Raw genomic sequence first — 22833 nt, 5'->3', positions numbered from 1 at the left:
AACGCCAGATATGTTGATACCCCGTCGACCGGAAACATCCGGGAGATGAGGTTCCTTTGAAAGTCCTACCAGCACAATGTGCGGGTAGGCAACACACAGCGAGGACGCTGTGAACGAGCAGGCTTATTCCGCCTGCTTGTTCCGCTCAACGCGAGTGTCACCCGCCGTTTTTCATTAAACGCAGTCGGGTAAAGCATTCACGGAGAGTTTGATCCTGGCTCAGGACGAACGCTGGCGGCGTGCTTAACACATGCAAGTCGAACGATGAACCTCCTTCGGGAGGGGATTAGTGGCGAACGGGTGAGTAACACGTGGGCAATCTGCCCTTCACTCTGGGACAAGCCCTGGAAACGGGGTCTAATACCGGATATGACGCGCGACCGCATGGTCTGTGCGTGGAAAGCTCCGGCGGTGAAGGATGAGCCCGCGGCCTATCAGCTTGTTGGTGGGGTAATGGCCTACCAAGGCGACGACGGGTAGCCGGCCTGAGAGGGCGACCGGCCACACTGGGACTGAGACACGGCCCAGACTCCTACGGGAGGCAGCAGTGGGGAATATTGCACAATGGGCGAAAGCCTGATGCAGCGACGCCGCGTGAGGGATGACGGCCTTCGGGTTGTAAACCTCTTTCAGCAGGGAAGAAGCGAGAGTGACGGTACCTGCAGAAGAAGCGCCGGCTAACTACGTGCCAGCAGCCGCGGTAATACGTAGGGCGCAAGCGTTGTCCGGAATTATTGGGCGTAAAGAGCTCGTAGGCGGCTTGTCACGTCGGATGTGAAAGCCCGGGGCTTAACCCCGGGTCTGCATTCGATACGGGCAGGCTAGAGTTCGGTAGGGGAGATCGGAATTCCTGGTGTAGCGGTGAAATGCGCAGATATCAGGAGGAACACCGGTGGCGAAGGCGGATCTCTGGGCCGATACTGACGCTGAGGAGCGAAAGCGTGGGGAGCGAACAGGATTAGATACCCTGGTAGTCCACGCCGTAAACGTTGGGAACTAGGTGTGGGCGACATTCCACGTCGTCCGTGCCGCAGCTAACGCATTAAGTTCCCCGCCTGGGGAGTACGGCCGCAAGGCTAAAACTCAAAGGAATTGACGGGGGCCCGCACAAGCAGCGGAGCATGTGGCTTAATTCGACGCAACGCGAAGAACCTTACCAAGGCTTGACATACACCGGAAAACCCTGGAGACAGGGTCCCCCTTGTGGTCGGTGTACAGGTGGTGCATGGCTGTCGTCAGCTCGTGTCGTGAGATGTTGGGTTAAGTCCCGCAACGAGCGCAACCCTTGTTCTGTGTTGCCAGCATGCCCTTCGGGGTGATGGGGACTCACAGGAGACTGCCGGGGTCAACTCGGAGGAAGGTGGGGACGACGTCAAGTCATCATGCCCCTTATGTCTTGGGCTGCACACGTGCTACAATGGCCGGTACAATGAGCTGCGATACCGCGAGGTGGAGCGAATCTCAAAAAGCCGGTCTCAGTTCGGATTGGGGTCTGCAACTCGACCCCATGAAGTCGGAGTTGCTAGTAATCGCAGATCAGCATTGCTGCGGTGAATACGTTCCCGGGCCTTGTACACACCGCCCGTCACGTCACGAAAGTCGGTAACACCCGAAGCCGGTGGCCCAACCCCTTGTGGGAGGGAATCGTCGAAGGTGGGACTGGCGATTGGGACGAAGTCGTAACAAGGTAGCCGTACCGGAAGGTGCGGCTGGATCACCTCCTTTCTAAGGAGCACTTCTTACCAAGCCTGGCTTGGTCAGAGGCCAGTACATCAGCGAATGTCTGATGCTGGTTGCTCATGGGTGGAACGTTGACTATTCGGCACGATGGGTGAGAGGTCACTAGTACTGCTTCGGCGTGGAACGTGAGTCTTCGAACTGGTCGTGTCGGGCACGTTGTTGGGTATCTGAGGGTACGGACTGTGAGTCTGGACCTTCGCGATGCCGGCCCCAGTGAACTCAGCCTTCGGGTTGGGGTGGTGGGTGGCTGGTCGTTGCTTGAGAACTGCACAGTGGACGCGAGCATCTGTGGCCAAGTTTTTAAGGGCGCACGGTGGATGCCTTGGCACCAGGAACCGATGAAGGACGTGGGAGGCCGCGATAGGCCCCGGGGAGCTGTCAACCGAGCTTTGATCCGGGGGTGTCCGAATGGGGAAACCCGGCAGTCGTCATGGGCTGTCACCCATACCTGAACACATAGGGTATGTGGAGGGAACGCGGGGAAGTGAAACATCTCAGTACCCGCAGGAAGAGAAAACAACCGTGATTCCGGGAGTAGTGGCGAGCGAAACCGGATGAGGCTAAACCGTATTGGTGTGATACCCGGCAGGGGTTGCCAGTGCGGGGTCGTGGGAGTTCTCTTTCATCGTCTGCCGGCGATGAGACGAGTCAGAAACCGTTGATGTAGGCGAAGGACATGCGAAAGGTCCGGCGTAGAGGGTAAGACCCCCGTAGCTGAAACATTGACGGCTCGTTTGAGAATCACCCAAGTAGCACGGGGCCCGAGAAATCCCGTGTGAATCTGGCGGGACCACCCGTTAAGCCTAAATATTCCCTGGTGACCGATAGCGGATAGTACCGTGAGGGAATGGTGAAAAGTACCGCGGGAGCGGAGTGAAATAGTACCTGAAACCGTGTGCCTACAAGCCGTGGGAGCGTCGCGTTGAGTCTTCGGATTCAACGTCGTGACTGCGTGCCTTTTGAAGAATGAGCCTGCGAGTTTGCGGTATGTTGCGAGGTTAACCCGTGTGGGGAAGCCGTAGCGAAAGCGAGTCCGAATAGGGCGTTGAGTAGCGTGCCCAAGACCCGAAGCGGAGTGATCTAGCCATGGGCAGGTTGAAGCGGAGGTAAGACTTCGTGGAGGACCGAACCCACCAGGGTTGAAAACCTGGGGGATGACCTGTGGTTAGGGGTGAAAGGCCAATCAAACTCCGTGATAGCTGGTTCTCCCCGAAATGCATTTAGGTGCAGCGTCGTGTGTTTCTTGCCGGAGGTAGAGCACTGGATAGGCGATGGGCCCTACCGGGTTACTGACCTTAGCCAAACTCCGAATGCCGGTAAGTGAGAGCGCGGCAGTGAGACTGTGGGGGATAAGCTCCATGGTCGAGAGGGAAACAGCCCAGAGCATCGACTAAGGCCCCTAAGCGTGTGCTAAGTGGGAAAGGATGTGGAGTCGCAGAGACAACCAGGAGGTTGGCTTAGAAGCAGCCACCCTTGAAAGAGTGCGTAATAGCTCACTGGTCAAGTGATTCCGCGCCGACAATGTAGCGGGGCTCAAGCACACCGCCGAAGTCGTGTCATTGCAGCATGAGGGCCAACGCCCGCTGTGATGGGTAGGGGAGCGTCGTGTGCCGGGTGAAGCAGCCGTGGAAACGAGTTGTGGACGGTTCACGAGTGAGAATGCAGGCATGAGTAGCGATACACACGTGGGAAACGTGTGCGCCGATTGACTAAGGGTTCCTGGGTCAAGCTGATCTGCCCAGGGTAAGTCGGGACCTAAGGCGAGGCCGACAGGCGTAGTCGATGGACAACCGGTTGATATTCCGGTACCCGCTTTGAAACGCCCAATATCGAATCCATTAATGCTAAGGCCGTGAAGCCGGCCTGGAGTCTTCGGACAAAGGGACGTGGTGGAGCCGCCGATCCAAGGTGGTAGTAGGTAAGCGATGGGGTGACGCAGGAAGGTAGTCCAGCCCGGGCGGTGGTTGTCCCGGGGTAAGGGTGTAGGACGCTGTCTAGGCAAATCCGGACAGCATATAAGTCTGAGACCTGATGCCGAGCCGATTGTGGTGAAGTGGATGATCCTATGCTGTCGAGAAAAGCCTCTAGCGAGTTTCATGGCGGCCCGTACCCTAAACCGACTCAGGTGGTCAGGTAGAGAATACCGAGGCGTTCGGGTGAACTATGGTTAAGGAACTCGGCAAAATGCCCCCGTAACTTCGGGAGAAGGGGGGCCATTTCCGGTGATGGAATTTACTTCCTGAGCTGGGGGTGGCCGCAGAGACCAGCGAGAAGCGACTGTTTACTAAAAACACAGGTCCGTGCGAAGCCGTAAGGCGATGTATACGGACTGACGCCTGCCCGGTGCTGGAACGTTAAGGGGACCGGTTAGTCACATTTCGGTGTGGCGAAGCTGAGAACTTAAGCGCCAGTAAACGGCGGTGGTAACTATAACCATCCTAAGGTAGCGAAATTCCTTGTCGGGTAAGTTCCGACCTGCACGAATGGCGTAACGACTTCTCGACTGTCTCAACCATAGGCCCGGTGAAATTGCATTACGAGTAAAGATGCTCGTTTCGCGCAGCAGGACGGAAAGACCCCGGGACCTTTACTATAGCTTGATATTGGTGTTCGGTTCGGCTTGTGTAGGATAGGTGGGAGACTTTGAAGCCGTGACGCCAGTCATGGTGGAGTCATTGTTGAAATACCACTCTGGTCGTGCTGGATGTCTAACCTGGGTCCGTGATCCGGATCAGGGACAGTGTCTGGTGGGTAGTTTAACTGGGGCGGTTGCCTCCTAAAGAGTAACGGAGGCGCCCAAAGGTTCCCTCAGCCTGGTTGGCAATCAGGTGTTGAGTGTAAGTGCACAAGGGAGCTTGACTGTGAGACTGACGGGTCGAGCAGGTACGAAAGTAGGGACTAGTGATCCGGCGGTGGCTTGTGGAAGCGCCGTCGCTCAACGGATAAAAGGTACCCCGGGGATAACAGGCTGATCTTCCCCAAGAGTCCATATCGACGGGATGGTTTGGCACCTCGATGTCGGCTCGTCGCATCCTGGGGCTGGAGTCGGTCCCAAGGGTTGGGCTGTTCGCCCATTAAAGCGGTACGCGAGCTGGGTTTAGAACGTCGTGAGACAGTTCGGTCCCTATCCGCTGTGCGCGTAGGAGTCTTGAGAAGGGCTGTCCCTAGTACGAGAGGACCGGGACGGACGAACCTCTGGTGTGCCAGTTGTCCTGCCAAGGGCATGGCTGGTTGGCTACGTTCGGAAAGGATAACCGCTGAAAGCATCTAAGCGGGAAGCCTGCTTCGAGATGAGGGCTCCCACCTCCTTGAGAGGGTAAGGCTCCCAGTAGACGACTGGGTTGATAGGCCAGATATGGAAGCCGGGTAACCGGTGGAGTTGACTGGTACTAATAGGCCGAGGGCTTGTCCTCAGTTGCTCGCGTCCACTGTGTAGGTTCTGAAGTAACGACCGTTGAGTCATGCTCCGGTTGGTTGACTTCATAGTGTTTCGGTGGTCATAGCGTTAGGGAAACGCCCGGTTACATTCCGAACCCGGAAGCTAAGCCTTTCAGCGCCGATGGTACTGCAGGGGGGACCCTGTGGGAGAGTAGGACGCCGCCGAACTAATTTTGAAAAAGCCTCGTTCCCCGAGTTTCGACTCGGGGAACGAGGCTTTTTTGCGTTCTGGGACCGTGAGCCACCCACAGAGTTTGATACTCCGGGATCCGGGAGGGGAGAGACGGAACGGGTGGTGTCGCTCCCGTTCCCTTTGCTGGCCGGCTACCTTGTCCGCTTCCCCATGCATTGCTATCGGGGCACCCGTTCTATCCGGCATCCGTTGCGTAGGCTCAGGGGCCAGCCTCAGGCAACAAGCGCGATAGCTCTGATCTCCCGGCGCTTCTCGTCTCCCCATAGCCTCTGCCGTGACTTCAGTACACGTCGTGCGCTAGCGACGGGGGATCTCATGCTCGCTTATGTCATCGTCAACGTTGATGTGCTCGACGAGGAGGCTGGCTTGGCTTACGCAGCAGTGGCCCAAGAGTCCATCCACAGCCACGGTGGCCGTTACTTGGTCGCGGGTCCCACGCCCGAGCCCGTCGAAGGGACCTGGGATACCTCTCGGTTCGTTGTCATCGAGTTTCCCGACATGGACCGGGTCCGGGAGTGGTACGACTGCCCGGAGTACCGGCGTGCCCGGGCGATACGAGAAGGCAAGGTTCGGGTGGGGATGTTGTTCGTCGAGGGCACGTTGCCGGAGGGCTTTTCGCTCCCGGCTTAGGCCGTTTGAGCAGGGGAGGCGGGGCCGGTCTTACAGGCGGCCGGTGGACTTCAGGGTGAGGTAGGCGTCGGCCAGGTCGGGGGCCAGGCGGTCCGGGGTGGCGTCGATGACGGTGATGCCGTGGTGGCGGAGGCGGTCCGCGGTGCGGCGGCGGGCGGCGCGTGTTTGTTCTGCGGCTGCGGCGGCGTAGACGGACTGGGGGGTGTGGCGGCCGGTTGCCATCTCCTCGATGCGGGGGTCGGCGACGGCCGCGACGATGAGTTCGTTGCGCTGGGTGAGGCCGGGGAGGACGGGGAGGAGGGCTTCCTCTACGGGGGCCGCGTCCAGGCCGGTGAAGAGCACGATGAGGGACCGGCGCGCGGTGCGGCGGTGGATCGTGGCGGCCAGGCCGCGGGCGTCCGCCTCGACCAGTTCGGATTCGAGCGGGGCGAGTGCCTCGGTCAGGGCCGGGAGGACATCGCGGGCCGCGTGGCCTTGAACGGAGGCGCGTACGCGGCGGTCGTAGGCCAGCAGGTCCACGCGGTCGCCGGCGCGGGCGGCGAGGGCGCCGAGCAGCAGGGCGGCGTCCATGGACGCGTCGAGGCGAGGGATGTCGCCGACGCGGCCTGCGGAGGTGCGGCCGGTTTCCAGGACGAGCAGGATGCGACGGTCGCGTTCGGGGCGCCAGGTGCGGACGGCGAGGTCTTGGCGGCGGGCGGTCGCGCGCCAGTCGATGGACCGGGTGTCGTCGCCGGGGGTGTAGTCGCGGAGGCTGTCGAATTCGGTGCCTTCGCCGCGGGTGAGGATGCTGGTGCGGCCGTCGAGTTCGCGAAGTCTGGCGAGCTTGGCGGGGAGGTGCTTGCGGCTGTTGAAGGGCGGCAATACACGCAGCGTCCAGGGGACGTGGTGATTTCCCTGACGGGCTGCCAGACCGAGCGGGCCGTAGGAGCGAACGGTTACGCGGACCGCATGGTGGTCGCCGCGGCGGGTGGGGTGGAGCGCGGTGGTGAGCCGGCGCCGCTCGGAGGCGGGGATGCGCACCGTGTGGCGGGATGCGGGGATGTCCGAGCCGGGCTGGAAGGAGCTAGGAGGCCAGGCGTCGCGGATCTTGGCGCGCAGGGTGCGGCGGCTCGGGTTGGTGAGGGTGAGGTGGGTGTGGGCTTCGCCTGTTAGTCGAACGGTTGTGTCACCTGTGCGGGTGAAATGGAGCCTTCGCACTGGCGCGGCGAGCGCGAGATCGAACAAAATCGCTATCAGCAGGGCGAGTTGGACGGTGAGGATGCCGAGCCAGCTGGGCAGCACGAAGCCGACGAAGAGAGCTCCGACTGCGGAGATGAGGGCGGTGCGTCCGGTGAGGGCCACGGTGTCGTCTTAACGGGGGACGGGGAGATGCGCGAGTACGGCGTTGATCACGGAGTCCGCGGTGACTCCTTCCATCTCCGCTTCGGGGCGGAGCTGGACACGATGGCGGAGTGTGGGAAGAGCAAGGGCCTTCACGTCGTCAGGGGTCACATAGTCGCGGCCGGTTAGCCAGGCCCAGGCGCGTGACGTGGAGAGCAGGGCGGTGGCTCCTCGCGGGGAGACACCGAGTGCAAGTGAGGGGGATTCGCGGGTGGCACGGCAGATATCGACGATATAACCGGTGACTTCGGGGGATACCGAGGTCTTGGCGACGGCCTCCCGAGCCGCGTCGAGGTCGGCGGCGGAGGCGACGGGGCGCAAGCCTGCAGCGCCCAGGTCACGGGGGCTGAAGCCGGCCGCGTGGCGGGTGAGGATGTCGATCTCGTCATTGCGGGCCGGCAGCGGGACCGTCAGCTTGAGCAGGAACCGGTCGAGTTGGGCCTCGGGCAGTGGATAGGTGCCCTCGTACTCCACCGGGTTCTGCGTGGCGGCCACGAGGAAGGGCTCCGGGAGGGGGCGGGCAGTGCCGTCGACGGTCACCTGACGCTCTTCCATCGCCTCGAGCAAAGACGCCTGGGTCTTGGGAGGCGTGCGGTTGATCTCGTCGGCGAGCAACAGGTTGGTGAAGACGGGGCCCGGCTGGAAGGAGAACTCCGCGCTGCGGGCGTCGTAGACCAGCGAACCGGTGACATCACTCGGCATCAGGTCGGGGGTGAACTGGACGCGCTTGGTGTCGAGTTCGAGGGCGGTCGACAGGGCGCGTACGAGCAGGGTCTTGGCGACGCCGGGGGAGCCTTCGAGGAGCACATGACCGCGGCAGAGGAGGGCAACGACCAGGCCGGTGACGGCGGGGTCCTGGCCGACGACGGCCTTGGCTATCTCGGTGCGCAGGTCCTCGAGGGAGGCTCGGGCGCGGTCAGCGGTCGGGGTGCTCACGGGGGGCGTGCCTCTCTTGGGAAACGAGCGAGGATTTGAGTTCGTCGAGTTGGTCCGCGAGGTGGACCAGGGCCCGGTCGTCCGCGGGAGCCGGGCCGAACAGGAGGGTGTGGAGATCTGTTCCGGCGTCAGGGGACGAGGTCAAGTGTGCTTGTACGGCGGGGACGAGGACGTCGGGGGTGTGGGCGTGAGCCGGGGACACGCCTGCGAGGGGTGCGAGTCGGGTGCGGGTCGCGGAGCGCAGTACGGCTGAGGCCCGGTCACGGGCGTTGGCCTGTTCGTAGAGACGTGCGTGGCCTTCGGTGGTCTCGGCGGCCGGGACGGTGACGGGAAGCTTTTCCGGCACCAGGGGGCCGAGGCGGCGAGCCCGCCAGAGGGCTGCGAGTACGGCGGCGCAGGCGAGTTGGAGCAGGGCCCAGCGCCAGCCGGAGGGGATGAGGTCGAGGAAACCGCGCTGGTCTTCTTGGGCGGACGACGGGTCGCTGACGGAGGGGAGGTACCAGACCAGATGCTTGTGGGAACCGAGGAGTTGAAGTGCCAGCGAGGCGTTGCCGTCCTCGGAGAGGTGCTGGTTGTGCAGGAGATCGGCGGAGCCGAGGAGGACGGTGTCGCGGCCGGCGCCGGCGGCCGGCAGGCGGAGCAGGGTGGGCCTGCCGCCGACGAGGTAGCAGCGGTCGGCGCCGTCGGCGGGCGTGGCGTAGCGCAGACCGCCGAGGAGGGCGTTGCCGGCGCGGCGGGCATCGGGCAGGGAACAGGCCGGCGAGAGCGGGGTGTTGCCGACGGGGGTGCCCACCTGTACGTGCGGGGCGAAAACGTTGAGTGTCGAGGTGCCGGGGGCGAGCAGGACGGTGCGTCCGGGGGTGTGTGCGGTCGCGGTGTACAGGCCCGTCAGCTGGCGCTGCGTCAGTACGTCGGGGTCGGTGACGAGCAGGGTGGTGCCGGGGCCCGTCGCGGCGGCCGCCTCCTCGGACGTCGTCACGACCTGGGTGGAGACACCGCGGGCGGCGAGGAGTTGGGCCAGCGCCCGGCTTCCCGACCGGTCCGCCGAACGGGGGTCGAGCCGGCCGTACTGCTCCCCGGACTGCAGGGCAGCGAGGACGATTCCGCTGATGACGAGCAGGAGGATCGCGAGCAGGGGACCACGCGAGCGGGTCCACACCCGACGGGTGGCGGGGGAGAGCGCGAAGCCGTCCTTGGTGGACGTGGTCATCCGCGGCTCCTGGTCGCAGTGGCGGCCAGAGTGGGTTTGGCGCGCTGGAGGTCGGTGTCGAGGCCGGTCAGGAGGACGTATGCCTGCTCCGTGCCGGGGCGGCCGCCGTATGTGACGTCGTCGAAGGTGCGGGCGGCGGTGCGCAGTTGGTCGGCGTACGGGGGGAGCGCCCGGCCGGCTTCGGTGGCGGCCTCGTCGGCGGTGCGGCCGGGGCCGGGGGTGAGCAGGGCGCGCTCTTCGAGGGAGAGGACGAGGGCGCGCATGCGGTCCTGGATGGCCTGGTTCCAGTGGCCCGCGGCGGCGTGCCGGTCGGCGGCCGCTCGGTGTTCCGCGGCCGTGCGGGGGGTGTCGGCGAAGAGCGCGCCGCCGGTGGTGGGCGTGCGGCGTACCGCGCCGAGCCGGAGCCGGAGGGCGACGACCAGCAGCAGGACGAACGCGGCGATGGCGAGGAGCCCGATCCAGCCGCCCGGTGTGGTGCCGGCGGCCGCGCTGAACAACTCGTCGACGCGGTCCCAGAGCCAATCGAGCGCTCGCTGGATCGGGTTGGGGTCGTGCTGGTGGTACCGAGGATCGGACAGCTCGCGCTCGGCCGCCTCGCGGGCGGGGAGGCGGGGAGTCCGCACGGGTATGTCGTCGTCGGTACGCGCGATGAATCGTCCGAGTGCGGCCATGTTCCCCCCTGTGGTCACCGCATCAGCTTCCGGGAGCGGCGTCGGTGGGGTGCTGCCCGGAAGCGTCGGCGGGTGTCGTCGTGGCCGTCGGTGCTTCGTTGCCGGGGGCGTCGGTGCCGTAGCCGGGGAGGCCTGCGGCGCGGGCGAGTTCGAGGTCGAGGGCCTCGCGGCGGATGCGCTGGTCCATGTAGAGGAGTGCGGTGACGCCGGCGCTGATCGGGAAGGTGATGGTGGAACTGATGACCGCGCCGATGCCCAGCACGACCAGGAACGACCAGCCGGTGCTGGTGCTGGTGCCGTTCGCCCACGACATGAGGCTCTCGCCGCCGATGAGGAAGGCGATGAGGGTGGCCGGGATCTGGATGATGAACTCGACGATGGCGATCAGCAGGTAGGCCAGCAGCTGGGCGCCCAGCACCCGCCACCAGGAGCCCCGTACGAGCTTGGCGGAGCGCCGCATCGATGCGATGACGCCCTGCTTCTCCAGCATCAGCGCGGGGGAGGCGAGGCTGTAGCGGACCCACAGCCAGATGCTCACGATGGTGGCGGCCAGGCCACCGAGCATGGCGAGGAGCAGGCCGATGTCGAGGGTGCCGGTGGCGGCGAGGATGACGCCGGGAGCCACGCCGACCGCGAATATCGCGGTGACGATCGCCGGGAGCAGAACGAGCAGGCCGAGCAGGCGGGGGAGTTGGGCGCGGGCGTCGCGCCAGGCTTCCCCGGCGGTCACCGGGCGGCCCAGGACGGCACGGCTGACGACCATGGTGAGCAGGCCGGTGGCGATGATCGTGGCGAGCAGTCCGATCACCGAGGTGATGGCGCTGCCGGCGAGGGTGTCGCCGAGCTGGCGCATGGTGTCGCGGAGCGGCGGGACGTTGTCGTTCGAGATGGTGGTCGCGCGGCCGCCGTCCTGGAACCAGACGCCGGTGACGATGGTGACGGCGGTCTGCGCGACGACCGCGACGACAAGGGAGATGCCGAGGACGGTGCGCCAGTGGGCGCGCATGGTGGAGACCGCGCCGTCGAGGATCTCGCCGATGCCGAGCGGGCGCAGCGGGATGACACCCGGCTTGGCCGCTGGAGGCGTCGCGGCCCAGCCGCCGCCCCAAGGGGGCTGCTGGCCGGGGCCCGGTCGGCCGTCCCAGTCGGGCTTGCCCGAGGTGGACGAAGAAACGCGGGTGCGGTCGCCGGCCGTGCCCTGACCGTCGCTGCCGTGGGGGCCGCCCTGGCTGGGGATGCCGGCGGGAGCCGACCACTGGCCGGCGGGCGGCTGCTCCTTGGACCAGTTCGGCGGGGTGGGCTGCTCCGCGGGCTCGGGCTGCTCTTCCGGTGCCTGCCGGGTGGGCTGCTCCTGTGTGCCGCGGCCCGGTTCGTCGGAGGGCGTGGATCCGGGCGACGCCCAGCCCGGAGAGTTGTTCATCGTCGCTCCTTCTTACTGTCCGTCCGCCGGGACGGCCGGGGTCCGGGGTCCGCGGTGCCAGTCATCGTGTCATGGCGCCCGGCGTTGTGTACCCGCGCCCTGAGAGTGAGGGGACCTTATGTTCGAGGGCGGGTCGGCGGCAGACTGAATGGATGGGCGATCAGTACGAGGTATCCGAGGCGGGCGCCGGGGCGCTCGCGATCCCGTCGTTGCGTTGGGAGGAGCCGCCGGAGGGGCCCGTATTGGTCCTCCTCGACCAGACCCGCCTACCGGCGGAGGAGGTCGAGCTGGTGTGTACGGACGTACCGGCGCTGGTTCAGGCGATCCGGACGCTGGCCGTGCGCGGGGCACCGCTGCTGGGTATCGCGGGTGCCTATGGGGTGGCGTTGGCCGCGGCGCGGGGCTTTGACGTGGACGAGGCCACGGAGGCGCTGCCGCAGGCCCGGCCGACCGCGGTCAATCTGGGGTACGGCGTGCGCCGTGCGGCCGGCGCCTATCGCGCGGCGCTGGCCGGCGGGACCGATGCCCCGGCGGCGGCGCTCGCCGAGGCCCGGGCCGTACACGCGGAGGACATCGAGGCCAGTAGGGGGATGGCGCAGCACGGTTTGGCGCTGCTGGGCGAGCTGCTACCGGGCGGCGGTCACCGGATCCTCACGCACTGCAATACGGGTGCGCTGGTGTCCGGGGGCGAGGGCACCGCCCTGGCGGTGGCGCTCGCGGCGCATCGGGCCGGTGAGCTGCGGCGACTGTGGGTGGACGAGACGCGGCCGCTGCTTCAGGGGGCGCGGCTGACCGCCTATGAGGCGGCGCGGGCGGGCATGGCGTACACGGTGCTTTCGGACGGTGCGGCGGGGTCGCTGTTCGCCGGCGGCGAGGTGGACGCGGTGCTGATCGGGGCGGATCGGATCGCGGCGGACGGTTCGGTGGCCAACAAGGTCGGTAGTTATCCGCTGGCGGTGCTGGCGCGGTACCACCACGTTCCGTTCGTGGTGGTGGCGCCGACCAGCACGGTGGATCTGGCGACCGAGGAGGGGGCGGACATCGAGGTGGAGCAGCGGCCGGGGCAGGAAGTGACGGAGTTCTCGTTGCCCAGTGCGCAGGGGCCCGGGACTGCCGCGAGCGGTGCCATACCGGTCGCTCCGTTGGGCGCGCAGGCCTATAACCCGGCCTTCGACGTCACTCCGCCGGAGCTGGTGACGGCGATCGTGACGGAGGCCGGAGTGGTGTCGCCGGTGACCCGGGAAGCGCTTGCAGGGGTGTGTTCCACATCACGATGGAGAAAGTCACGATCAGGTAATGGGATGATGGCCAAATGAAGGGACGCGTCCTGGTCGTCGACGACGACACCGCACTGGCAGAGATGCTCGGCATCGTGCTGCGCGGCGAAGGCTTTGAACCGTCGTTCGTGTCGGACGGTGACAAGGCCCTGGCTGCCTTCCGCGAGACCAAGCCCGATCTTGTGCTGCTCGACCTGATGCTGCCCGGACGGGACGGTATCGAGGTGTGCCGGCTGATCCGGGCGGAGTCCGGCGTGCCGATCGTCATGCTGACGGCCAAGAGCGACACGGTGGATGTGGTGGTCGGGCTCGAGTCGGGCGCGGACGACTACATCGTCAAGCCGTTCAAGCCCAAGGAGCTGGTGGCCCGGATCAGGGCCCGGCTGCGGCGTTCGGAGGAGCCGGCCCCCGAGCAGCTGGCGATCGGTGACCTGGTCATCGATGTGGCTGGTCACTCGGTGAAGCGGGACGGGCAGTCGATCGCGCTGACCCCGCTGGAGTTCGATCTGCTGGTGGCGCTGGCGCGCAAGCCGTGGCAGGTGTTCACGCGTGAGGTGCTGCTCGAGCAGGTCTGGGGCTATCGGCACGCCGCCGACACCCGGCTGGTCAATGTCCATGTGCAGCGGCTGCGCTCCAAGGTCGAGCGGGATCCGGAGCGTCCGGAGATCGTGGTGACCGTGCGCGGGGTCGGCTACAAGGCCGGGCCCAGCTGAGATGGCCCGGGACGGTTCGACCCCGGAGGAAAAGCGGGGGCGCACCGTCGGTCCGGCGGGTGATATGTCCTTTTCGGGCAAGTTGTCTGCTCGCTTGCTGCGCGGTGGGCAACTGCTGCCCGACGGCGCGGTGAGCGGGCCGGTCCACCCCCTGCTGCGACTCTTCAGCCGCTGGGTACGCCGGCCGCTGCTGCCCGCCCTGCGGCTGTGGCGCCGCAACATCCAGCTGCGCGTGGTGGCGACCACCCTGCTGATGTCACTCGCCGTGGTCCTGCTGCTCGGCGTCGTGGTCGTCGGACAGGTCCGCAACGGCCTGCTCACGGCCAAGGCCCAGGCCGCGCAGAGCCAGGCGGTGGGCGGCTTCGGCGTCGCCCAGAAGATGGCCGACGGCGCCGACGACACCCGTAGCGACGACAGCGCTCGCACCGGCAACCGCGGCACCCAGGACTCCGCGACCTGGCTCACCGGCCTGGTCGAACAGCTCGCCAGCGGCGGCCAGGGCGTGTTCTCGGTCGTGGCGCTCAGCTCCGACTCCGACGAACCGTTCGGCGACTCCAGCCCCGGCACCCGCGGGCCGCGCGCCTCCGGGGACGTCGATCCCGAGCGCAGCGTGCCCGCCGAGCTGCGGCGGAAGCTGGAAACGAAGTCCGGGACGTTCCGCCAGTACACCCAGATCAAGCGCATCGGGTCGGACGACGGCGTCCCGGCGCTGATCATCGGCAAGCGACTCAACGACGTCAACAGCAATCAGTACCAGCTCTACTACCTCTTCCCGTTCAGCCAGGAAGCGGAGTCGCTCAAGCTCGTGACGGGGACGCTCGCGACGGCCGGGGTGTTCGTCGTGATCCTGCTCGGCGCGATCGCCTGGCTGGTCGTGCGGCAGGTCGTCACGCCCGTACGGATGGCCGCGGGGATCTCCGAGCGGCTGGCGGCCGGCCTGCTCCAGGAGCGGATGAAGGTCACCGGCGAGGACGACATCGCCCGGCTCGGCGAGTCCTTCAACAAGATGGCGCAGAACCTCCAGGTCAAGATCCAGCAGCTGGAAGAGCTGTCCCGGATGCAGCGCCGCTTCGTCTCCGACGTCTCGCACGAGCTGCGCACGCCGCTGACGACGGTGCGGATGGCGGCCGACGTCATCCACGAGGTGCGCGACGAGTTCGACCCGGCCACGGCGCGCTCCGCCGAGCTGCTGCGCGGCCAGCTCGACCGCTTCGAATCTCTGCTCGCGGAGCTGCTGGAGATCAGCCGGTTCGACGCGGGCGCGGCCGCGCTGGAGGCCGAGCCGATAGACCTGCGCGATGTGGTGCACCGCGTCATCGAGGGCGCCGAGCCGCTCGCCGAGGCGAAGGGCACCCGCATCCTGGTGCGCGGCGCCGAGCAGCCCGTCATCGCCGAGGCCGACACCCGGCGGGTGGAGCGGGTGCTGCGCAATCTCGTCGTCAACGCCGTCGAGCACGGCGAGGGCCGGGACGTCGTGGTGCGGCTGGCCTCCGCGGGCAGCCGCAGCGGCGGCGCGGTGGCCGTCGCGGTGCGCGACTACGGCGTCGGCCTCAAGCCCGGCGAGGCCACCAGGGTCTTCAACCGCTTCTGGCGCGCGGACCCGGCCCGGGCCCGGACGACCGGCGGTACGGGACTCGGTCTGTCCATCGCGGTCGAGGACGCCCGGCTGCACGGCGGCTGGCTGCAGGCCTGGGGCGAGCCGGGCGGCGGCTCGCAGTTCCGGCTGACCCTGCCCCGTACGGCCGGCGAGCCGCTGCGCGGCTCCCCGATACCCCTGGAGCCCGAGGACTCACGACGCAACCGCGGGCTGGACGAGACGGGGCAGCCGCGCGCCGGGACGGGGCGCAAGACGTCCACGATCCCGGTCCAGGCGCGGTCCTCGCAGTCCAGAGGTGCACAGCCGCTCGCCGCGGAGCCGCGGGCGATGGCCCGTGCGACCGCCGATCCCACGGCGCTGCCCGGCAGTGGCGCCCGTGTGATGCCGCAGAGCGGGGGCGCACGGAGCGAGGAGACAGCGCGCGACAAGAGTGCGCGCACCGACGTGCCGGCCGGTGACGGCGGGGCGGAGCGGGAAACCGGACGGGGCGTGGAATCGGAGGACGGGCTGCGTGGACACTGAGCGCGGAAGCGAGCGCGTAGTGGCGCCCACGTCCCGTACGCGTGCCCGCCGGGGAGCCGGGCGGGCACGCAAGCTGACCCTGCTCGGCTGTGCGGCGGCCCTGCTGGCCGGGTGCGCGTCGATGCCGGACAGCGGGGAGGTCACGGCGGTCGACCAGTCGCCGCGCTCCGAAGGCGACTCGCAGGTGCGGGTCTACGGCGTACCCCCGCAAGACGGGGCGCAGCCGACCAACATCGTGCGCAGCTTCCTCGACGCGACGACCAGCGACGAGGCCGATTTCCGGACGGCCACGCAGTATCTGGCCAAGTCGGCGAAGCGGACCTGGCGGCCCTTCCAGGTCACCAAGGTGCTCCAGGAGCGGCCCAAGCCCGAGCCGAAGGTGCAGCCCAACCGCGAGGACGTCAACGGCTACACGGTCACGCTCTCCGGCAGCCAGGTGGCGTCGGTGGACGACCACCACGCCTACGCCCCGGAGGAGAAGCCGTACCGCCAGACGATCCACCTCATCAAGGAGGACGGTCAGTGGCGGATCGACCGGCTGCCCGACGGGCTGGTGCTGGGCCTGTCCGACTTCCAGCGCATCTACCGCTCCGTCAACAAGTACTACTTCGCCTCGTACAAGTCGGAGTCCGAGGAGCCGAAGGCGAGCCGCAACGTGCTCGTCGCCGACCCGGTCTACCTGCGGCAGCGAATAAAGCCGATCACGGCCAGTGTGGAGGCGCTGCTGTCCGGGCCCACCGACTGGCTGAACCAGGTGACCACCTCGGAGTTCCCCCGCGGCACCCGGCTCGCGGCGAGTGATCTGGCGCTGGACGACTCCAACGCACTGCGGGTCAAGCTCAGCAAGGCGGCGGTCAACACCGACACCACCCAGTGCAAGCGGATGGCCGCTCAGCTCTTCTTCACCGTCCAGGACATGACACGCGCCTCGAAGATCAGCGAGGTGGAGCTCCAGGACGACGGCGGTAACTCGCTGTGCGTGCTGTCCCAGGACCAGGCCGAGCGCGACTTCGCACCGCCGCAGCCCACCGGGCGCGCCCCCAAGGAGTACTTCATCGACGCCGACCACAAGGTCGTCGCCATGTCGGACTCGGCTACCGAACCGACGCCGGTGCGCGGTCCGTTCGGTACGGGCAGTACGCCCCTGCGCTCGGTCGCCATCTCGCGCGGCGAGAACGCCGCGGCCGGGGTCTCCGGCGATGGCCGGTCCCTGTACGTGGCCGCCATGGAGGACGGCGTCGAGCGCGGCGGAGCGCTGCTGACCAGCGCAGGCTCGGCCAAGCACGCCGACGAGGGGCTGACCGCGCCGAGCTGGGACGGGCTGGGGGACCTGTGGATCGCGGACCGCGACGCCCACGGCTCCCGGCTGCTGCGGATACGCGAGGGCAAGGGCGACCCCGAAGAGGTCGCGGTGCCCGGTCTCGGCGGGCGGCGGATCAAGGCGATCAAGGTGGCCGCGGACGGCATCCGGATCGCGGTCCTGGTGGAGGACAAGGGGCGTACGACGCTCCAGCTCGGCCGGGTCGAGCGGGGCGGCAGTTCGGCGCATCCGGTGCTGTCCGTGCAGGAACTGCGGCCGATCGCTCCGCAGTTGGAGGACGTGGTGGCCGCGTCCTGGGCGGGCGGCAGCCGGCTGGTGGTCGTCGGGCGGGAATCCGGCGGGGTGCAGCAGATGCAGTTCATGGAGACCGACGGCTCGGCGTCCAACGCGCAGACGCTGCCCGGCGTCAACGGCGTCAAGGCGGTCGCAGCCTCGGAGGACGAGACCAGGCCGCTGATCGCCGACGCCACCGAGGGCATCGTGCGGCTGCCTCCGGACGCGAACTGGAAGACCGTGGCGAAGGACGGGACGGCGCCGGTCTATCCCGGGTGACGGGATGATGGGCCGGCGGGGTGACCGGGTGGCGCCATGGCGGGGCGGCAGCGCGGGCCACGGGCGGCGCGGACACCCGTGCCGTGTCCCGGGCGGCCCGTTCATCTGTTCCGCGCCCGGACGGCCCGTGCGACAGGCAGGCACGGTCTGCCGGGGGTTCCGGCTGCTGACGGGCTCGGCCCGCTCGACCGGCCGCACCAAGGGACCAAGGGTCCAAATCGCTGACCTGCCTCACCGGCCCGCCTGACCCCGCGCCCGGGCGCTCCGCGAGGTTATCCACAGGGGTGGCGGCCGGACGCGGACCGCAGGAAAGTGGAGCCATGCAGGGGGTGTGGCGCGAACTGGCCGGTCTGATCCTGCCGGTCGCCTGTGCGGGGTGTGGTCGGCCGCGTACGGAGCTGTGCGGGGAGTGCCGCCGGGCGCTCGCGCGGGACGGGCGCGGGGCACGTCGGGTGCGGCCGCGGCCGGAGCCGGCGGGGCTGCCCAGGGTGTGGGCGGGTGCGCCGTATGCCGACGAGGTACGAGCCGTGCTGCTGGCGCACAAGGAACGGGGCGCGTTGCGGCTGGCCGGGCCACTGGGGGAGGTGCTGGCCGGGGCGGTGCGGGGACTGCGGCCCGGCGGTGGGCCGCTGCCGCTGGTGCCGGTGCCGTCGGCCCGCAGGTCGGTGGCCGGGCGGGGGCATGATCCGGTGCGCCGGATCGCGCTGGCGGCGGCCGGCGCGCTCAGGAAGGCGGGGGAGGGGGCGGGGGCCCGAGTCCTCCCCGTACTACGACAGCGGCGCCCCGTGGCCGACCAGGCGGGCCTGAGCGCCCGGCAGCGGCTGGTGAACGTCACGGGTGCGGTGGAGGTGCGGGGCGGGGCCGCAAGGCTGCTGACGGGGCAGCCAGTGGTGCTGGTGGACGATCTGGTGACGACCGGGGCCACGCTGGCCGAGGCGGCGCGGGCGATCACGGCGGCCGGTGGCCGGGTGACCGGCGCGGCCGTGGTGGCGGCGCCGGGCAGTGCTTTTGAAATCGATGTGCACCGCGCGGTCGACCGGGGAATGGAATTCCCACATGGTCGGTAGTTGGCTGGGAAAAGTCACCCAAACGGAGCTGAGGGCTCCGAGGGGGTGCCGACATCCGCCCAGGAGAGCTATGTTCGGTTGTGAGGACTTGGCGGATGTTTTGCCTCGGATGTCGCGATGAATGCGTTCAGGGGCGTTTGCAGCGACCCTGAAAACGGGGGGCGTGGAGATCTTGTCGTCGGGGGAGGAGGAGGTGAAAGTCGCCAAGTCCGAGGCTTCGGCAACTACCGGAGCCTGGTGCAAGAAGGAATTGCTCCGCCGGATGGGCGGAGCGATCCGGGAACGGAGTTCTGCGTGGACATCGTCGTCAAAGGCCGCAAGACCGAGGTGCCCGAGCGGTTCCGCAAGCACGTGGCCGAGAAGCTGAAGCTGGACAAAGTCCAGAAGCTCGACGCCAAGGTGATCAGCCTGGACGTCGAGGTGTCCAAGGAGCCCAACCCGCGGCAGGCCGACCGTTCCGACCGAGTGGAGATCACGCTCCGCTCCCGTGGCCCGGTGGTCCGGGCCGAGGCGGCCGCTGCCGACCCGTACGCCGCGCTGGACCTGGCGACCGCCAAGCTGGAGGCGCGGCTGCGCAAGCAGCACGACAAGCGCTTCTCCCGTCGCGGAAACGGCCGCATTCCGGCGAGTGAGGTCGCTGTCACCGTGCCCGACGCCGCGAGCCTGAACACCAACGGCGAACTTGCCACAGAAGCCGATCAGACGGTGCCGACCACGAGGATGGGGTCGATCGACGTCCAGGGCGAGGGCCCCCTGGTCGTCCGCGAGAAGACCCACTCGGCCGCACCGATGACGCTCGACCAGGCGCTCAACGAGATGGAGTTGGTCGGACACGACTTCTATCTCTTCGTCGACGCCGACACCAAGCTGCCGAGTGTCGTCTACCGGCGGCACGCATACGACTACGGCGTCATCCACTTGAACCCCGATTCGTTCGGGGAGGAGGAGCCCGGCGGCGCAGGCGGCGCGCTGGGCGGCTGAACCCCACCCGCTCGGTGCCCCCGGTGTGCGCCGGGGGCACCATCGTGCCCGGAGAAAGCAGGAGTTGAAGCCGTATAGTGTTTGTGCCAGCCAGGGGAGTTCGTGGACACGAAACGGCGAAATGCCGGGGAGACGGTCGTATGGCATTGATCGGGCTGGTCGCAGGGGGCTGTTGTCAACCAGCCTTATTTCCAAGCTCCGGCCTCTCGGCCGAGTAGTTGACGGGGAGGATCAATGGGGGACAGTTTCGGTCCCGTGCGCGGTGACGCGGACGACGACGAAAGCGGTGTCGGGGGCGACGAGCGGGCCGTGAGCGTGCCGCGCAAGGAGCCGATCCGGGTCCTGGTGGTGGATGACCACGCGCTTTTCCGGCGAGGGCTGGAGATCGTGCTGGCCCAGGAAGAGGACATCCAGGTCGTCGGTGAGGCGGGGGACGGCGCGGAGGCGGTCGACAAGGCCGCGGATCTGCTGCCCGACATCGTGCTGATGGACGTACGGATGCCCAAGCGCGGTGGGATCGAGGCGTGCACCTCCATCAAGGAGGTGGCCCCCAGCGCCAAGATCATCATGCTGACGATCAGCGACGAAGAGGCCGATCTCTACGACGCGATCAAGGCCGGCGCCACCGGCTACCTCCTCAAGGAGATCTCCACCGACGAGGTGGCGACCGCGATCCGGGCCGTGGCGGACGGCCAGTCGCAGATCAGCCCGTCGATGGCGTCCAAGCTCCTGACGGAGTTCAAGTCGATGATCCAGCGGACGGACGAGCGCAGGCTGGTGCCCGCGCCCCGGCTCACCGACCGTGAGCTGGAGGTCCTCAAGCTGGTCGCCACGGGCATGAACAACCGCGATATCGCCAAGGAACTCTTCATCTCCGAGAACACGGTGAAGAACCACGTCCGCAACATCCTGGAGAAGCTGCAGCTGCACTCCCGGATGGAAGCGGTGGTCTACGCGATGCGGGAGAAGATCCTCGAGATCCGCTGAGCGGTCGGTGCGACCGCTCAGCGGGGTGTGTCCCTGCGCGCCCGGCCGGGTCAGTCCTGCGCGGCCAGCTCAGTGCGCAGGGCGGCGGCCAGCCGGGCGTCGTCGCAGCGCTCCACGCGGACGGCATCGCAACCGACCCACGTCGCGGCCTCCCGGAGTGCCTGGGCCATCGGGGCGACGGCCTTGTGGTTCTGCAACGAGACCTGGCGGGCGACGAGGGTGGTGCCCTCACGGGCCGGGTCCACCCGGCCCACCAGCCGGCCGCCGGCCAGCAGAGGCATCGCGAAGTAGCCGTGTATCCGCTTGGGGCGGGGGACGTACGCCTCCAGGCGGTGGGTGAAATCGAAGATCCGTTCCGTGCGCGGCCGGTCCCAGATCAGGGAGTCGAAGGGCGAGAGCAGGGTGGTGCGGTGCCGGCCGCGGGGTGCCGAGGCCAGCGCGGCAGGATCGGCCCAGGCGGGCTTTCCCCAGCCCTCGACCTCGACCGGGACCAGACCGGAGTCCGCGAGGACGGCGTCGACCTGCTCGGCCTTGAGGCGGTGGTAGTCGGCGAGGTCGGCGCGGGTGGCCACCCCCATGGCGGCCCCGGCCTGGGCGACCAGGCGGCGCAGGCACTCGGCGTCGTCCAGATCGTCGTGGAGCAGGCCGTCCGGGACGGCGCGCTCGGCGAGGTCGTAGACGCGCTTCCAGGCGCGGCGCCTCGTGCAGACCACGTCGCCGGTGTCCAGCAGCCACTCCACCGCGATCTTGGTCTCGGACCAGTCCCACCACTCGCCGCCGTTGCGGCCGCCGCCCAGCTCGGAGGTGGTCAGCGGGCCGTCGGTCCGCAGCCGCTCCAGGACGGCGGCGCAGGAGCGCTCGGAATCCTGCATGACATGCCAGCGGTGGCCCTTGGCGCGCCGGGCGCGGCGCCGGAAGGCGAAGTGCGGCCACTCCTCGATGGGCAGGATGCAGGCGGCGTGCGACCAGTACTCGAAGCTGTGGGGCCGGGCCGCCGACGTGCCGCCGGGCGGCTCGGTCCAGTAGGCGGCCTCGACTGCCGGGCGGCCGACGGCGCCGAGGCGGGCGTAGGGCACCAGCTCATGGGAGCGGGCCAGCACCGAGATCGTGTCCAGCTGCACCGCGCCCAGGGCCCGCAGCACTCCGCGCACTCCCGCCCGGCGGTCCGGGGCGCCCAGCAGGCCCTGGGCCCGCAGTGTCAGGCGGCGGGCGTCGTCGCGGGACAGGCTCGTCACGGGCTGCGGCAGGGGCGAAGGCTGCGTCACGGCGGTCATGCCCGACAGCGTAGGGGCGGGCACTGACAACGGGCCCGTGCCCTTCCCCGGGCCCCGGGGAAGGGCACGGGCCCGTGGTCGACCGGCGCCGCGCGGTGTCTCAGCCGGGATAGGGCAGGTACGGCGTGGCGTCCGGGAGGCCGGACGGTCCGGGCTCCGCGTCGCCCAGGTCGGAGGGGAGGAGGGAGCCGATCCACACGTCCCGGCGGGTGCCCCCGTACAGCAGCTTGGCGCGCAGGGTGCCCTCCCTGTGGAAGCCGAGTCGGCGGGCGACCGCCCAGGAGCCGTCGTTGCCGGCCTCGGCGAGCCACTCCATGCGCTCCACGCCCAGATCGCGAAAGGCCCAGTTCAGCACCGCGCGGGCCGCCTCGACGGTGTACCCCCGGCCGCGCTGTTCCTTGGCGGTCCAGAAGCCCAGCTCGGCCTGCCGCTCCGGGGTGCGCAGATGGTCGAGGCGTACCAGGCCCATCGCGCCGACCAGCGAGCCGTCCGCCTTGGTGACGACGGCGAAGTTGTAGCTCGTGTCGTCGCGCCAGCCCTCGGGGGCGATCGTCCCGACGAACTGCTCCGCGTCCTGGACGCCGTACGGCGAGGGGACGCTCGTCCAGCGCGGAATATCGGGCTCCTGGCAGGCGGCGTGGACCGCGGCTGCGTCGGACGGCTCGAAGGGCCGCAGCACGAGGCGCTCGGTGGTGAGGGTGAGGGGCTTCATGAGGTGAGTCTGCTCGGTCGGGGAAAGGGCCGCTAAGGATTTTCGCGTGATTCCCGGCACCTGCCCGGCACCTTCTCGCGGCCTTGTGCGTTCACGTGGGGAAGGGGATAGCGGGGTTCGCGGCGGCGGACCTCCCGGCTCGGCAGCGTCCTCCTTTACGATGGCCGTTGCGGCGGGGCCTGCCCCCTTGGAAATATGCCGCGCCCGCGCAC

15 protein-coding genes and 3 rRNA genes are annotated in these 22833 nt (G+C 68.0%); 11 read left to right on the top strand and 7 right to left on the bottom strand.

Annotated elements, in window-relative coordinates:
- Window positions 1-196: 196 nt before the first annotated feature.
- From WAB15_RS16730 to WAB15_RS16715, 4 genes are all read left to right on the top strand, one after another.
- Window positions 197-1725, top strand: a 16S ribosomal RNA gene (locus WAB15_RS16730).
- 305 nt (window positions 1726-2030) lie between these two features.
- Window positions 2031-5153 (top strand): 23S ribosomal RNA (locus WAB15_RS16725).
- 76 nt (window positions 5154-5229) lie between these two features.
- Window positions 5230-5346: ribosomal RNA gene (rrf, locus tag WAB15_RS16720) — 5S ribosomal RNA — on the top strand.
- Together the 16S, 23S and 5S rRNA genes form the textbook arrangement of a ribosomal RNA operon.
- Before the next feature lie 340 nt (window positions 5347-5686).
- Window positions 5687-6001 carry a DUF1330 domain-containing protein gene (locus WAB15_RS16715; RefSeq protein WP_407286745.1) on the top strand — a complete coding sequence of 105 codons (315 nt, stop codon included), beginning with the start codon at window positions 5687-5689 and terminating at the stop codon, window positions 5999-6001.
- Between the two features lie 30 nt (window positions 6002-6031).
- On the opposite strand, the gene WAB15_RS16710 is transcribed toward WAB15_RS16715, so the two are convergent.
- Genes WAB15_RS16710 through WAB15_RS16690 form a run of 5 tightly spaced genes read right to left on the bottom strand, consistent with a single transcriptional unit; the run spans window position 6032 to window position 11618 of the window.
- Complete coding sequence (locus tag WAB15_RS16710) at window positions 6032-7342, bottom strand: DUF58 domain-containing protein (protein WP_407286744.1); 1311 nt, start codon at window positions 7340-7342, stop codon at window positions 6032-6034.
- 9 nt (window positions 7343-7351) lie between these two features.
- A complete protein-coding gene (locus tag WAB15_RS16705; protein ID WP_384441473.1) occupies window positions 7352-8317 on the bottom strand; it encodes an AAA family ATPase in 966 nt (321 codons plus the stop codon).
- Window positions 8298-9527, bottom strand: coding sequence for a DUF4350 domain-containing protein (locus WAB15_RS16700; RefSeq protein ID WP_407286743.1), 1230 nt, complete (start codon window positions 9525-9527; stop codon window positions 8298-8300). Before WAB15_RS16700 ends, WAB15_RS16705 begins: the two co-directional genes overlap by 20 nt.
- Window positions 9524-10198, bottom strand: a complete 675-nt coding sequence (locus WAB15_RS16695) for a DUF4129 domain-containing protein (RefSeq protein WP_407286742.1) — start codon at window positions 10196-10198, stop codon at window positions 9524-9526. Before WAB15_RS16695 ends, WAB15_RS16700 begins: the two co-directional genes overlap by 4 nt.
- Before the next feature lie 22 nt (window positions 10199-10220).
- Window positions 10221-11618, bottom strand: a complete 1398-nt coding sequence (locus WAB15_RS16690; RefSeq protein ID WP_407286741.1) for a hypothetical protein — start codon at window positions 11616-11618, stop codon at window positions 10221-10223.
- Window positions 11619-11770: 152 nt separating this feature from the next.
- Here WAB15_RS16690 and mtnA point away from each other — a divergent pair, with 152 nt between their 5' ends.
- The 7 genes from mtnA (at window position 11771) to WAB15_RS16655 (ending at window position 20635) form a co-directional block, all read left to right on the top strand.
- Window positions 11771-12934 (top strand): S-methyl-5-thioribose-1-phosphate isomerase, encoded by a 1164-nt coding sequence (mtnA, locus tag WAB15_RS16685; protein ID WP_407286740.1) that lies wholly within the window; start codon window positions 11771-11773, stop codon window positions 12932-12934.
- Window positions 12931-13608 carry a two-component system response regulator MtrA gene (gene mtrA / locus WAB15_RS16680; protein ID WP_030416996.1) on the top strand — a complete coding sequence of 226 codons (678 nt, stop codon included), beginning with the start codon at window positions 12931-12933 and terminating at the stop codon, window positions 13606-13608. The genes mtnA and mtrA overlap by 4 nt, the downstream gene beginning before the upstream one ends.
- A 64-nt stretch (window positions 13609-13672) precedes the next feature.
- Complete coding sequence (gene mtrB / locus WAB15_RS16675; protein WP_399151051.1) at window positions 13673-15727, top strand: MtrAB system histidine kinase MtrB; 2055 nt, start codon at window positions 13673-13675, stop codon at window positions 15725-15727.
- Window positions 15717-17600 carry an LpqB family beta-propeller domain-containing protein gene (locus WAB15_RS16670; RefSeq protein ID WP_399151052.1) on the top strand — a complete coding sequence of 628 codons (1884 nt, stop codon included), beginning with the start codon at window positions 15717-15719 and terminating at the stop codon, window positions 17598-17600. Before mtrB ends, WAB15_RS16670 begins: the two co-directional genes overlap by 11 nt.
- Before the next feature lie 320 nt (window positions 17601-17920).
- Window positions 17921-18667: a ComF family protein gene (locus tag WAB15_RS16665; protein ID WP_399151053.1), complete on the top strand. Its 747-nt coding sequence runs from the start codon at window positions 17921-17923 to the stop codon at window positions 18665-18667.
- 294 nt (window positions 18668-18961) lie between these two features.
- The gene (gene hpf, locus WAB15_RS16660; RefSeq protein WP_407286739.1) at window positions 18962-19648 is read left to right on the top strand and encodes a ribosome hibernation-promoting factor, HPF/YfiA family; all 687 of its coding nucleotides are present in this window, start codon (window positions 18962-18964) and stop codon (window positions 19646-19648) included.
- Between the two features lie 234 nt (window positions 19649-19882).
- Entirely contained in the window at window positions 19883-20635 is a 753-nt protein-coding gene (locus WAB15_RS16655; RefSeq protein WP_384441502.1) for a response regulator, read from the top strand.
- 50 nt (window positions 20636-20685) lie between these two features.
- On the opposite strand, the gene WAB15_RS16650 is transcribed toward WAB15_RS16655, so the two are convergent.
- Both WAB15_RS16650 and WAB15_RS16645 read right to left on the bottom strand, forming a co-directional pair.
- Window positions 20686-21909 (bottom strand): winged helix-turn-helix domain-containing protein, encoded by a 1224-nt coding sequence (locus WAB15_RS16650; protein WP_407286738.1) that lies wholly within the window; start codon window positions 21907-21909, stop codon window positions 20686-20688.
- Between the two features lie 100 nt (window positions 21910-22009).
- Window positions 22010-22621 carry a GNAT family N-acetyltransferase gene (locus WAB15_RS16645; RefSeq protein WP_407286737.1) on the bottom strand — a complete coding sequence of 204 codons (612 nt, stop codon included), beginning with the start codon at window positions 22619-22621 and terminating at the stop codon, window positions 22010-22012.
- Between the last annotated feature and the right edge of the window lie 212 nt (window positions 22622-22833).

It is taken from the genome of Streptomyces sirii, assembly GCF_045690365.1.
Lineage (GTDB): Bacteria > Actinomycetota > Actinomycetes > Streptomycetales > Streptomycetaceae > Streptomyces > Streptomyces sirii.
This window is presented reverse-complemented; position numbering and strand designations above follow the sequence as displayed.

Coding starts and splice junctions, on each gene's coding strand:
- WAB15_RS16715 (WP_407286745.1), top strand. CDS start 5,687: ATGCTCGCTTATGTCATCGTCAACGTTGATGTGCTCGACGAGGAGGCT.
- WAB15_RS16700 (WP_407286743.1), bottom strand. CDS start 9,527: ATGACCACGTCCACCAAGGACGGCTTCGCGCTCTCCCCCGCCACCCGT.
- WAB15_RS16695 (WP_407286742.1), bottom strand. CDS start 10,198: ATGGCCGCACTCGGACGATTCATCGCGCGTACCGACGACGACATACCC.
- WAB15_RS16690 (WP_407286741.1), bottom strand. CDS start 11,618: ATGAACAACTCTCCGGGCTGGGCGTCGCCCGGATCCACGCCCTCCGAC.
- mtnA (WP_407286740.1), top strand. CDS start 11,771: ATGGGCGATCAGTACGAGGTATCCGAGGCGGGCGCCGGGGCGCTCGCG.
- mtrA (WP_030416996.1), top strand. CDS start 12,931: ATGAAGGGACGCGTCCTGGTCGTCGACGACGACACCGCACTGGCAGAG.
- mtrB (WP_399151051.1), top strand. CDS start 13,673: ATGTCCTTTTCGGGCAAGTTGTCTGCTCGCTTGCTGCGCGGTGGGCAA.
- WAB15_RS16665 (WP_399151053.1), top strand. CDS start 17,921: ATGCAGGGGGTGTGGCGCGAACTGGCCGGTCTGATCCTGCCGGTCGCC.
- WAB15_RS16655 (WP_384441502.1), top strand. CDS start 19,883: ATGGGGGACAGTTTCGGTCCCGTGCGCGGTGACGCGGACGACGACGAA.
- WAB15_RS16650 (WP_407286738.1), bottom strand. CDS start 21,909: ATGACCGCCGTGACGCAGCCTTCGCCCCTGCCGCAGCCCGTGACGAGC.
- WAB15_RS16645 (WP_407286737.1), bottom strand. CDS start 22,621: ATGAAGCCCCTCACCCTCACCACCGAGCGCCTCGTGCTGCGGCCCTTC.